The sequence below is a fragment of the Kangiella sp. genome, assembly GCF_014762745.1.
Lineage (GTDB): Bacteria > Pseudomonadota > Gammaproteobacteria > Enterobacterales > Kangiellaceae > Kangiella.
Genome location: NZ_JABURJ010000044.1, coordinates 1 through 10,098, shown reverse-complemented (window position 1 = coordinate 10,098; position 10,098 = coordinate 1). Strand labels below are relative to the sequence as shown.

At 43.8% G+C, this 10,098-nt stretch carries 12 protein-coding genes; 8 read left to right on the top strand and 4 right to left on the bottom strand.

What is annotated here, in order from left to right:
* The 4 genes from HUJ19_RS02860 to HUJ19_RS02845 form a co-directional block, all read right to left on the bottom strand.
* Positions 1-154, bottom strand: a 154-nt coding sequence (locus HUJ19_RS02860) for a cbb3-type cytochrome c oxidase subunit 3 (protein ID WP_290622182.1), incomplete at its 3' end; no start/stop codon positions are given.
* Positions 154-777 (bottom strand): cytochrome-c oxidase, cbb3-type subunit II, encoded by a 624-nt coding sequence (ccoO, locus tag HUJ19_RS02855; protein WP_290622181.1) that lies wholly within the window; start codon positions 775-777, stop codon positions 154-156. The genes HUJ19_RS02860 and ccoO, both read right to left, overlap by 1 nt.
* 12 nt (positions 778-789) lie before the next feature.
* Positions 790-2,220 carry a cytochrome-c oxidase, cbb3-type subunit I gene (ccoN, locus tag HUJ19_RS02850; RefSeq protein WP_367273955.1) on the bottom strand — a complete coding sequence of 477 codons (1,431 nt, stop codon included), beginning with the start codon at positions 2,218-2,220 and terminating at the stop codon, positions 790-792.
* 463 nt (positions 2,221-2,683) lie between these two features.
* On the bottom strand, positions 2,684-3,178 hold the full coding sequence (locus HUJ19_RS02845; RefSeq protein ID WP_290622179.1) for a hypothetical protein: 495 nt from the start codon (positions 3,176-3,178) through the stop codon (positions 2,684-2,686).
* Positions 3,179-3,405: 227 nt separating this feature from the next.
* Here HUJ19_RS02845 and HUJ19_RS02840 point away from each other — a divergent pair, with 227 nt between their 5' ends.
* The 8 genes from HUJ19_RS02840 to HUJ19_RS02805 all read left to right on the top strand — a co-directional run bounded on the left by HUJ19_RS02840 (position 3,406) and on the right by HUJ19_RS02805 (position 9,935).
* Entirely contained in the window at positions 3,406-4,896 is a 1,491-nt protein-coding gene (locus tag HUJ19_RS02840; RefSeq protein ID WP_290622178.1) for a peptidase S10, read from the top strand.
* A 472-nt stretch (positions 4,897-5,368) separates the two neighbouring features.
* A complete protein-coding gene (yeiP, locus tag HUJ19_RS02835) occupies positions 5,369-5,938 on the top strand; it encodes an elongation factor P-like protein YeiP (RefSeq protein WP_290622177.1) in 570 nt (189 codons plus the stop codon).
* 63 nt (positions 5,939-6,001) lie between these two features.
* Positions 6,002-6,352 (top strand): DMT family protein, encoded by a 351-nt coding sequence (locus HUJ19_RS02830; RefSeq protein WP_290622176.1) that lies wholly within the window; start codon positions 6,002-6,004, stop codon positions 6,350-6,352.
* A 34-nt stretch (positions 6,353-6,386) separates the two neighbouring features.
* On the top strand, positions 6,387-7,508 hold the full coding sequence (locus HUJ19_RS02825; protein WP_290622175.1) for a saccharopine dehydrogenase family protein: 1,122 nt from the start codon (positions 6,387-6,389) through the stop codon (positions 7,506-7,508).
* A complete protein-coding gene (locus HUJ19_RS02820; protein ID WP_290622174.1) occupies positions 7,501-7,974 on the top strand; it encodes a DUF2269 domain-containing protein in 474 nt (157 codons plus the stop codon). Before HUJ19_RS02825 ends, HUJ19_RS02820 begins: the two co-directional genes overlap by 8 nt.
* Before the next feature lie 8 nt (positions 7,975-7,982).
* Positions 7,983-8,375 (top strand): DoxX-like family protein, encoded by a 393-nt coding sequence (locus HUJ19_RS02815; protein ID WP_290622173.1) that lies wholly within the window; start codon positions 7,983-7,985, stop codon positions 8,373-8,375.
* Positions 8,372-9,040, top strand: a complete 669-nt coding sequence (locus HUJ19_RS02810; RefSeq protein WP_290622172.1) for an alpha/beta hydrolase — start codon at positions 8,372-8,374, stop codon at positions 9,038-9,040. The genes HUJ19_RS02815 and HUJ19_RS02810 overlap by 4 nt, the downstream gene beginning before the upstream one ends.
* A 91-nt stretch (positions 9,041-9,131) precedes the next feature.
* Positions 9,132-9,935 carry a class III extradiol ring-cleavage dioxygenase gene (locus tag HUJ19_RS02805; RefSeq protein ID WP_290622171.1) on the top strand — a complete coding sequence of 268 codons (804 nt, stop codon included), beginning with the start codon at positions 9,132-9,134 and terminating at the stop codon, positions 9,933-9,935.
* Positions 9,936-10,098 lie beyond the last annotated feature (163 nt).

Genomic DNA, 10,098 nt, shown 5'->3' with positions numbered 1-10,098 from the left:
TCGCTGTAGACTCTTTATCATCTTCATCAAGAGCCATACGCGCTGCCTGGTCATACATTGGCTTACGTTTTTTGGAATACACCCAAATACAGAGGCCGATAAAGAGCAGCATAATAATCAGGGTCATAACACCGCGGAAAATATTGATATCCATTATTCACCTCCTGAATTTTGTACTGTGCCATGCTCATGGCCTAAAGACTGCAAATAGGCGATCAAGGCAGTGATTTCTTTTTTGCCTGCAACCTGCTCTTTGGCAGCCGCAATCTCTTCATCGGTATAAGGAACACCTAACTTACGCATGGTCTCCATTTTGGAAGCAGTTTTTTCACCATCCAGAATGTTTTCATCTAGCCACGGGAAAGAAGGCATATTCGACTCAGGAACCGGATCACGAGGATTCATCAGGTGCACATAATGCCACTCATCAGAGTAACGACCGCCGACGCGAGCCAGATCAGGCCCAGTTCGCTTTGAACCCCATAGGAATGGGAATTCATAAACGTCTTCGCCTGCTACAGAATAGTGGCCATAGCGCTCAGTTTCGGCGCGGAATGGACGTACCATCTGAGTATGGCAAACGTGGCAACCTTCACGGATATAGATATCACGACCTTCAAGCTCAAGCGCGGTATAAGGACGCAAGGTTGAAATCGGTTGCGTGGTATCTTTTAGGAAAAACAAGGGCACGATTTCAGCGAGGCCACCAAAACTGATGGCGACCACAATCAGAATACCCATTAAACCAACATTCTTTTCGACTTTTTCATGATTCATCTGTGTGCCCTCCTAGTGCGCTGGTTGTGGGATACGAGTATCCGCATTTTTCGCGCCGGAAATCGTCTTCATTACGTTGTATGCCATGACAAACATACCGGCCAGGAAGATGATGCCGCCAAGCAAACGAATACCATAGTAAGGATAGGTGGCTTCTAAGCTCTGCACGAAAGAGTAAGTCAAAGTACCGTCAGAGTTAGTGGCACGCCACATAAGACCTTGAGTGACACCCGCAATCCACATCGCTGCGATATAGAGAACCACACCGATAGTTGATAACCAGAAGTGCATGTTAATCAAGCTGATGCTATGCATCTTTTCTTTACCGAAGATAGAAGGAATCATGGCGTAAAGTGCACCAATCGAAACCATGGCAACCCAGCCCAAAGCTCCTGCATGTACGTGACCCACAGTCCAGTCAGTGTTATGTGATAAAGCATTCACTGTCTTGATGGACATCATTGGACCTTCAAACGTCGACATGCCGTAGAAGGATAGAGAAACGATCAGGAACTTGATAATTGGGTCAGTACGCAACTTATGCCATGCACCAGACAAGGTCATGATACCGTTGATCATGCCGCCCCAGGATGGCGCAAGAAGAATCAATGAGAAGACCATACCCAATGACTGAGCCCAGTCAGGCAATGAGCTGTAATGCAGGTGGTGAGGACCGGCCCACATATAAATCGCAATCAATGCCCAGAAGTGAACAATCGATAAGCGATACGAATAAATCGGGCGACCCGCCTGCTTTGGAACATAGTAATACATGATACCCAGGAAACCGGCAGTCAGATAGAAACCTACCGCGTTATGGCCATACCACCATTGAACCATCGCATCAATCGCACCTGAGTAAGCTGAATAAGACTTCCACGAAGTCCAGTCAATCGGAAGCGCCGCGCTGTTTACAATGTGTAGCACCGCAATGGTGATGATGAATGCTCCGAAGAACCAGTTCGCCACATAAATATGCGACACCTTACGCTTCATGATGGTGCCGAAGAACAACACAGCGTAAGCGACCCAGACAATAGCGATTAGAATATCAATAGGCCATTCTAATTCTGCGTATTCTTTGGCTGAGGTGTACCCCATTGGCAAAGTAATCGCCGCCAATACAATCACCAACTGCCAACCCCAGAATACAAACGCCGCCAGCTTATCGCTGATCAGTCGTGCATAACTGGTACGTTGAACACAGTGAAGAGAAGTAGCCATCAACACACAGCCGCCGAAAGCGAAAATGACCGCGTTAGTGTGGAGTGGACGAAGACGGCCGAAAGACAGCCATGAGGTATCAAAATTCAATGCCGGGAACATCAACTGGGCAGCGATTAAAACCCCAACCGCCATACCAACAATTCCCCAAACTACAGACATAACGGCAAATTGCCTTATGACCTTATAGTTATAATTATCTTTTTTAAGCTCACTCATCATAACCTTCCTTATAAACCAAGGACTTACATAAATTCAGGGTGTTTTAGCAGTGTGATCATAAGGAAGGACCGATATTGAATACTTGATCTGGATCAAGCGAATCCATAAAGGCCTGTTTTAATTCATATATGAAGTGATAGGCAATAACTATGACGCCAAAAATGCCGCCTACGCCGAGTCCATACATGAACCTTAAGTCACTCTTTCATAAAGACATATCCCTAAGTGCAGTCGAGTTATCACCAACAGGACTCAGGATAACATAAGATTTTAATATAAGAAGTATTGGATTGGCATTTTTACAGGCCACTATTCGCACGAGGATTTTTAAGGTATTAGCCCAGAAAAGATTAATTATTCTAGAAATAATTAAAGGTAATGAAAATGATTATCATCCCGCCATTTTATTGAGATGGTTTTATAGAAAATAGCGGGATGGATTCAGAGAATAAGGAATCGATTAACGAGCAATACGCGCTATCAATCCTGCAATAGAACGACATTTAATAACCAGCAATAAAGCGACAACTAGCTCAACAAAAGTTGTTAAGACTCCCACTTTGTCAGCAGCAAACACCATCACAAGTGAAGATGACTCATTTGAAGGCATCACATAGAATCCAAGCCAGAATATGAAGCTCATTAGTGCTTTGTACAAAAAGAACAAACCAATAGATGCCACCAAGATTGTTAACAAACTTTTAGGATTCACCGGCTCAAACTCCCTCTCATCCTTGCCCAGTAACTTTTGAGCAACCGTTAAAGGGAAAAACCAGAGATAAACTGAAACGATAATAGGTATTAACATAATGACCATTGATATAAAGCTCGGCATCGAAGAAGCCATTCCTCCCAATTTCAGCGCGAAAAATTCAATGGCTCCGATTACCCCATAAATAAACAAACAAATAGCAAAAAGTCGAACCACTAACCCCAGATAATGAATAGGTTTCATGTTTTATCCCTTTTTATGTTGTTGAGTTTTAAGTTATTAATTTTTCCTGAGTATAGGGTTTCAAGTATTCAATTGAAAGGTTGAGATTTTTAAAACTCTCATTAAGGACCGACTTTGGGGACCCACTGCCGATAACATTTCTTACAAATCCCTGCTTGCTCAATTGACCAATATTGCTAGGCTGTTGAGTTAAGTTTTTTTCATGTGTTGTTATTTGGGGAATTTTAATGAAAATTGCAGTCCTGTTATTGAGTATGACCTTATCTTTTAGCGCATTTGCCGCTGAAGAAAAGTCAGAAGCACCGAACCCGTATCCCGAAGAGAAAACCGTTATTACCGAGCATTCGACCAAAGTTGGCGGCAAGACCATCAACTATAAGGCTGAAACCGGTAATTCCTTTGTCTATAACGAAAACAATGAAGTCATCGGTTCGATTTTCTTTACCGCCTACACTCAGAAAGGCGCAAAAGCCAAGAACCGTCCGATTACTTTTGCCTACAATGGCGGCCCTGGCTCAGCATCAGTCTGGTTGCACATGGGAACGCTTGGCCCAAAACGCGTGGTCATGGATAAAGAGGGTTTCCCACTAAAGCCACCGTTTGAAATGGTGGACAATGAATATTCATTGCTGGATTTAACCGATATCGTCTTTATCGACCCAGTAGGAACCGGCTATAGCCGTGCGCATGACAAAGGTACTGATAAAGACTTCCACGGTGTGTGGGAAGATATTCGTACTGTGTCTGAGTTTATTCGCCTGTACATGACGCGCAATGAGCGCTGGAGCTCGCCGAAGTTCCTGATCGGCGAAAGCTACGGCACTACGCGTTCTGCCGGTATCGCCTACCACATGGGTCAAAACCACGGTGTTTATTTTAATGGTATTATGCTGGTCTCCAGCGTGCTCAATTTCCAGCTGGACGACTTTAATGACCAGATGGATCTGCTACCACCAGTGACCATGTTACCTAGCTACACCGCAGCTGCCTGGTATCACAAAAAACTCAAAGCGCCACTGGATACCAACCTACAAAACGCTATTGAGCAGGCCAAAGAGTTTGCGTTAAACGAATATGCGTTGGCTTTATTGCAGGGCGATAACCTTGAACCGCGCAAGAAACGCGCCATTGCTGAGCGGGTGGCTGATTTCACCGGTCTGTCAGTTGATCTGGTGATGGAGAAAGATTTACGCATTTCTCTGAATGACTTTGTTCATAACATTAAACGCAAAGAAGGCGAGACCATTGGTCGCCTGGACAGCCGATTCACAACGCCTGAGCTGGATGCCTTAAACAAAGCTGGCTACCGCGATCCGAGCTACATGGCAATTCACGGCACTTACACCGAAAACCTGATGACCTATCTTTCAACTGAGCTGAATTATAAATCTGACTTGCCGTATTACATTTTAGGCGGCGGTGTAAAAAGCTGGAACTACGAAGATTTTTATCGTCAGAATCGCGATATCAGCGACAAGCTAACCGCAGCTATGCTCCGCAACCCGGATATGCAGGTTTATGTCGGTAATGGTTACTATGATTTTGCGACACCTTTCTTCGCTACCGAGTACACCTTCTCGCACATGGGCTTACCCAAGCAGCTCAAAGACAATGTGCATATGTACTACTACGAATCTGGTCACATGATGTATATCCGTGAACATGATTTGATCAAGTTGAAGAAAGATTTGACCGAATTCTTTAAGAAGTCGCTGTAAGCCCATTATCCTTAAATGGGAACGGTTGGGCGGACACACAGATCCGCCCCTACCTAACAATCCATCATCCTGAAATTTGACCAGCGGGAATGCCCTCGGGTAATTCAGGATCCTGGGCGACCACATTGGGTCGCCCCTACCTCTCCAAGTTTGTCATCCCGCGGTTTAAGGGTCTGCCCCATAGGGTACCGCGGGATCCAGTGACTTTAGCTTTTTGAAATAAACTCTGCATCAAAGATGCATATTCCAAATCTAGTTTGGACAGGCAACTCTCCAGGAGTTGCCTTTGCATTTCCCACATCCCTGTGGGTCAAATGGCAAACCTAAAGGTAGTGCAAATATCTTTAGGTAGCTCAAGATGTTGCCCCCTTACCTACCAACCGCTCATTTATTTCCTTCCCCCTATTCCCAATATCCTGACATCCTCATACAATATGCCCAATTTTTAACCTCTATAAATCGAGAGTTCATCATGGCAAAAGCAAGTGATATCAAGCGCAACATGGCGGTTGAATACAACGGCAAATTGTTGGTTGTTAAGAATATTGAAGTCAGCAGCCCCAGCGCACGCGGTGCTGCAACCCTGTATAAAATGCGTTTTAGCGATGTTCAAACTGGCTTAAAAGTTGAAGAACGTTTCAAAGGCGATGACCAGATCACCACTGTTGACCTGACCAAACGCCCAGCGACATTCTCCTATACAGAAGGCGATAGCGTCATCTTTATGGACAGCGAAGACTACAGCCAATACACCTTCAATAAAGAAGACATCGAAGACGAATTGCTCTTTATCACTGAAGACATCGAAGACCTGCGCGTCGTTCTGGTCAACGACAAAGTCATTGGCCTGGAACTACCCCAGTCCGTTGAAATGGTCATTGAGCAAACCGACCCATCGATCAAAGGCGCTTCAGCCACCGCCCGCACCAAACCCGCTACTTTCGCCACCGGCCTAACCATCCAGGTTCCAGAATACATCGCTAACGGCGAGAAAGTGAAAATCAACGTTGAAGAAAAGAAATTCATGAGTCGCGCGGATTAATTCCGCGCTTTTAAACACAACCGCTCCACATCTATTGCAAAGCCCCTTTTGCAGGAGTGAACAATGAACCCAATAATCGTATCAATATCACTACTCATCTGTAGCAATATATTCATGACATTCGCCTGGTACGCCCACCTCAAAGAACTCAATAATAAGCCCTGGATTATTGCAGCTTTTATCAGCTGGGGAATCGCACTATTCGAATACCTGTTTCAGGTACCTGCCAACCGTATCGGCTACACAGCACTGAGCGTCGGCCAGCTTAAAATCATTCAGGAAGTTATCACCTTAAGTGTCTTCATTCCTTTTTCAGTGATGTACCTCAAAGAACCCTTAAAACTAGACTACCTCTGGGCTGGTCTTTGTTTGTTAGGCGCTGTTTTCTTTATGTTCCGTGATAAGTTAGTGTAGGATTACACTACACATTTAATGATCATGATTTCTAATGAAGAAAATTGTTGTTCTGGGTGGCTATGGTAATTTTGGTAAGCGCATCGTTGAAGAGCTTTCTCAGCTCACCGATATTGTGCTCTATGTTGCCGGCAGAAATGAACAAAAAGCCAGACATCTTATAAACCAGCTTTCAAGAGAGTCAAAAACAAAATTACAACCTTTAACCATTGATATAACCGCTGTCGATTTCAAAGAACAACTACAAGCTTTATCTCCATTTTTAATCATTCATACCAGTGGGCCGTTCCAAGGACAAGATTACCGAGTACCTGAAGCCTGTATTGATATAGGTGCTCATTACATTGACCTAGCCGATGATCGACAATTTGTTTGCGATATTAAACAGCTCAATACCAAAGCCACTATTAACCATGTATTAGTTGTTAGTGGTGCCAGCTCTGTTCCGGGCTTGTCATCAGTTATTCTTGACCATTATCACTCCGAATTTTCACAAGTTGATGCTATTGATATTTCCATTGCACCCGGAAACAAGGCTGAAAGAGGCGAAGCAACCATTCGCGGCATTCTTTCCTATACCGGACATCCTTTTCCAATCTTTAAAGATGGAAGCTGGGTAAACGGCTATGGCTGGATGGACTCACGCAAGATTAGCTTTAATGATGACGATGATATACGCGCACTGGCAAATGTAGACGTGCCCGACTTAGAACTTTTCCCCGCAAGATATTCAGTAACCGAGACAGTAAAGTTTCAGGCTGGCCTTGAGCTTACCCTGCTACACCAAACTATGGTATTTATGGCATGGCTCGTAAAAAAGAAGATCGTCAAGAACTGGGCGCCTCTGACTAAGCCCATTATGCAAGCAAGCAACCTACTGAAATCATTTGGTACAGACCGAGGCTATATGCGAGTTCTTATTGAAGGAAAGGATCTACGACTAAAGCCTAAGACAATTGAATGGACTCTTACTGCTGATAAAGGTGTTGGCCCCTACATCCCCACTCTATCTGCTATTATCATCGCAAAAAAGTTGATAAATGATCAACTGGATATTCATGGCGCCATACCTAGCCTGGGGCTCTATAGTCTCGATGAATTTTTACCCCATGCAAAACAATTAGGCCTTCAAATCAGGGAGCAGGTAATTGGATAACTACTTTCTACTAAGATTGCTGCACATACTTTCAGCAATCGTCGTCATGGGAACTGGTGCAGGCATTGCTTTTTTTATGTTCATGGCTTATCGCTCAAAAAATATCAGTGCGATAACGGTAACAGCCAGGAATGTCATCTTGGGTGACTGGCTATTTACCTTTCCTGCAGTAATTACTCAGTTTGTGACCGGTGTATTGCTAATGGAAAAACTCAATTACTCTTACACCTCCACCTGGTTCTATTGGGTTATTGGCCTGTTTGTTTTTATCGGAGTTTGTTGGATTCCTGTCATCCGGATTCAATATATATTGTTTGCGCAAGCAAAACTTTCATTGTCCCAAGGCAGGCCTACCGCCAAGTTTAATCAATATATGAAATGGTGGATCAGTCTTGGCATCCCTGCATTCCTTGCTATTTTGGGGTTGCTTTATATTATGGTCTTTAAGCCATTCCCAGTCGTATGATTAAGCAGATGAAAGACCATACATTACTCACTTTAGCGCGTTACTCGCTAGCCCTTCTCTGGGTATTCACAGGGTTAACTTCTATCTTTTTTGATTATCAAACAGGATATGAGCTTCTAATCAATTTCGGCTTTAATGAAGCTATTACTCGCGCTTTAATTTACAGCGGCGCTATTTTAGATATTGGCTTAGGACTCTGGATACTTAGCAACAAAAAGATGAAGCTATGCTACGTCATTCAAATCCTAATTATAGCAAGTTATACCATCCTGCTGACTATCATTGAGCCATCCTACTGGCTGCATCCTTTTGGCCCAGTGAGCAAAAACCTACCCATAATTATGCTAATCTTTATCCTCCACTCCATAAGCGACGATTACTCCGGCAGGAAAGCGTTATGAAAATCATTCTACTACCCGGTGTTGATGGTACTGGTGTTTTATTCGAGCCCTTTGTAAATATCTTCAAGGCCGATGTTCCGGTTGAGGTGGTACCGCTGACTAAGGATTCCGATCAAAGTATTTTGAATCAGGTTTCCATTATTGAGGATGCAGTTGGTAATGAAGAAGTGATACTTATTGTTGAGTCTTATTCGGGTTTGCTCGCTTATGAATTAGCAAAACGTAATAAGATCCGTATCAAACAAATCTTTTTCTTTGGCTGCTTTCTGCAACCACCTAGTTTTATTGGCAAGATAGGTCGCTTTCTTCCAGTTCGTCTGTTGAATATGCTTCCTGACAAACTCCTTTCGCATTTTCTATTTAACCGCTGGTCATCGCCTGAGTTAACTGCTCTGTTTCGCAAAGCGATTGAGTCAGTGGATTTTCCGAACCTGAAGAAGCGGATAAAAACCATTGCCACCTATCAAAAGCCGAGCCAGGTTATTGATGTTCCCTGTGTCTATGTGCAGGCGACAATGGATAACTTGGTCAGCGCTTATAACGTCAAAGCTTTTGAAGAAGTTTGCAGTAATCTACAAGTTGAATTTGTCGAGGCTACTCACATGCTATTGCAGACTCAACCACAAGAGATGTCACAACTGATTCACAAATATCTCCAGTTATAACAGCAGCGCACAGTGACTATGTGCAGTGCGTTATAGTCTGTTCGGTCCTTTGTCAGATACCATTGAGGGTAACTTAATTAATGGATTGAACATGACTGAGCAGAAAGCAAAGATTGCGTTTCTTTCACATGGCGGTGGGCCACTGCCGCTACTTGGAGATCCGGCACACCAGGAAATGGTGACTAACCTGCAATCGCTAGCCGAGGAGTTACCCAAACCCGAAGCGATTGTTGTATTTAGCGCTCACTGGGAAGAGTCCGAAGTCAGTATCGTTTCCAGCGCAAAACCTTCGCTTTACTATGACTATTATGGCTTTCCCGAAGAGTCCTATCATATTCAATATCCTGTTGCGGGTAATCCACAACTTGCCAGCAAAATTCAATCCCTGTTGGCTCCTAAAAAAATAGCCTGCCACATGGAAGACAATCGAGGACTCGACCATGGCGTTTTTGTGCCATTAAAAATCATGTATCCAGAAGCGGATATACCCACGATACAGGTATCACTACTCAATGGCCTCGATCCTGAAGAACACCTTAAACTGGGCCGCGCACTAAGATCTTTGTTATCGGAAAATATTTTGATTATAGGTTCCGGATTTTCATTTCACAATTTAAAAGCCTTTTTTGGCGCATCGGATCAACAGTCGCGCTTATTGAATGAGTCATTTGATCAGTGGCTAACCGAAACTTGTATGAGCGCCTCATTGCATGAGTTTGAACGCGCCGAACGATTGCTGGAATGGAAAAATGCACCCGGTGCCATGTACTGCCACCCTCGCGAAGAGCATCTGATCCCCCTGCATATCTGTTACGGACTGGCACAAAGAGCTGCGGATAAACGATTAAGTTTTGAGGTGATGGGAAAGAAAGCCAGCTGTTTTGTTTGGGGCTAGGTTTCAATGATATAGAACTGTTGAAAGCTAATTTAAGCTATTGACAGTGACAGATAGCACCAATACCCCCTTATATTGAGCTAAGACACGTACAAAATATAGCAATCGAAATCTGTGACCAAAGGGAATCCCTTTAGGGAGATGATTTTGATAAGAATTTTCA

Excerpts from the sequence above, each read along its gene's own strand:
- ccoO (WP_290622181.1), bottom strand. The coding sequence starts at position 777 with ATGAATCATGAAAAAGTCGAAAAGAATGTTGGTTTAATGGGTATTCTG.
- ccoN (WP_367273955.1), bottom strand. The coding sequence starts at position 2,220 with ATGAGTGAGCTTAAAAAAGATAATTATAACTATAAGGTCATAAGGCAA.
- HUJ19_RS02845 (WP_290622179.1), bottom strand. The coding sequence starts at position 3,178 with ATGAAACCTATTCATTATCTGGGGTTAGTGGTTCGACTTTTTGCTATT.
- HUJ19_RS02840 (WP_290622178.1), top strand. The coding sequence starts at position 3,406 with ATGAAAATTGCAGTCCTGTTATTGAGTATGACCTTATCTTTTAGCGCA.
- yeiP (WP_290622177.1), top strand. The coding sequence starts at position 5,369 with ATGGCAAAAGCAAGTGATATCAAGCGCAACATGGCGGTTGAATACAAC.
- HUJ19_RS02830 (WP_290622176.1), top strand. The coding sequence starts at position 6,002 with ATGAACCCAATAATCGTATCAATATCACTACTCATCTGTAGCAATATA.
- HUJ19_RS02825 (WP_290622175.1), top strand. The coding sequence starts at position 6,387 with ATGAAGAAAATTGTTGTTCTGGGTGGCTATGGTAATTTTGGTAAGCGC.
- HUJ19_RS02815 (WP_290622173.1), top strand. The coding sequence starts at position 7,983 with ATGAAAGACCATACATTACTCACTTTAGCGCGTTACTCGCTAGCCCTT.
- HUJ19_RS02810 (WP_290622172.1), top strand. The coding sequence starts at position 8,372 with ATGAAAATCATTCTACTACCCGGTGTTGATGGTACTGGTGTTTTATTC.
- HUJ19_RS02805 (WP_290622171.1), top strand. The coding sequence starts at position 9,132 with ATGACTGAGCAGAAAGCAAAGATTGCGTTTCTTTCACATGGCGGTGGG.